The 1,507-nt window shown below is 35.8% G+C and carries 1 protein-coding gene; it reads left to right on the top strand.

The genetic code is table 11. From position 1 onward, the window contains the following. Positions 1 to 214: 214 nt before the first annotated feature. Complete coding sequence (gene eboE, locus AC2JBO_RS44915; protein ID WP_496960085.1) at positions 215 to 1,432, top strand: metabolite traffic protein EboE; 1,218 nt, start codon at positions 215 to 217, stop codon at positions 1,430 to 1,432. Positions 1,433 to 1,507: the final 75 nt, after the last annotated feature.

Genomic DNA, 1,507 nt, shown 5'->3' with positions numbered 1-1,507 from the left:
GATGCAGGGGGAGGCTAGAAACGGAAGGAGTGGAGAAATTGAGGAACTATTTTCATCGATATTTGCATCTGATATGAATCAATATTGCTTCATGCTCATCCTCCCCGCCCTACCCCCGAAGCCCCCGAAGCACCCTTATTAAGACTTGTGTGTACACCGTAGCCTTATTAAGGGGGGTTGGGGGGATCAATTTAATCTTAAATGATATTTTTGTATGAAACTTGATAATTATCATCTCACTTATTGTACGAATATACATCCTGGTGAAAACTGGAACGAGGTTTTTGCTAATTTACAACAGTATATACCAACGCTGAAATCTAGACTTTGTTGGGATAAGCCCTTTGGCATTGGTTTAAGGTTAGCTGATGTGGCAACGCGCGAGTTGTTGGAATCCGATACTTTAGCTAATTTCCAAGATTGGTTACAACAAAATGATTTATATGTATTTACACTAAATGGCTTTCCTTATGGTGGTTTTCATTTTTCAGTTATTAAAGACAAAGTTTATACACCTGATTGGTCTATATCTGAAAGGCTAGAGTATACCTTGAGATTAGTCAAAATTTTGGCACCACTACTACCTGATGGAGTAGAGGGAAGCATTTCAACGCTACCACTTTCGTATAAACCTTGGTTTAAAGATAATCAAAAAAATAAGTTAGACTTATCTTTGACAACTTTAAATGCAACGCTCAATCTTGCACAAGTTGTTGCAGAAATGGTTAAAATTCGTGAGAAAACAGGAAAAATATTGCATTTAGGATTAGAACCAGAGCCAGATGGACTAATTGAAAATTCAGCAGAAGTTGTTAGTTATTTTCAAGAATCTTTGATACCTATTGGAAGCTCATACTTAACAAACCATTTGCAAATCTCAAAATCTGACGCGGAAGAACTTATATTAGAACATGTACGTGTGTGTTATGACACGTGTCATTTTGCAGTTGAGTATGAAAACCCTGTTTCTGTTATCAAGCAATTTCAAGCAGCAGGTATAAAAATTAGTAAAATCCAAGTTAGTGCTGCATTACAAATTAATCTACCAAAAGATATCGAGCAGCAAAAGATATTAAAACAAAAGTTACAACCTTTTGCTGAATCTACTTATTTGCATCAAGCAATTGCTCGAAAAGACGGTAAATTAAATAATTATTCAGATTTAGATACAGCTTTAACTGAATTTGAAGGCGCCGAGGAATGGCGAGTTCATTTCCACGTACCAATTTTTATTCGAGATTTTGATGGTTTACAATCGACTCAAGATGATATTGTCGATGTTTTAGATTTATTAAAGGTTAACAACTTCTGTAATCATCTCGAAATAGAAACTTATACCTGGGAAGTTTTACCACCAACAATGAAGTTAGATTTACTAGCTTCAATCCAACGTGAGTACGAGTGGTTATTAAAATCTCTACAATCGAGATAAATTTTTATAATGTGTAGGGTGCGTGACGCTACGAAAAAACTTCAACGTAGTTATAGACTTGTAGCGTCACGCACC

The organism is Calothrix sp. CBUCES-K 9914 (assembly GCF_059640475.1).
The sequence above is the reverse complement of the archived record's forward strand: the minus strand, read 5'-3'. Positions and strand labels throughout refer to the sequence as shown.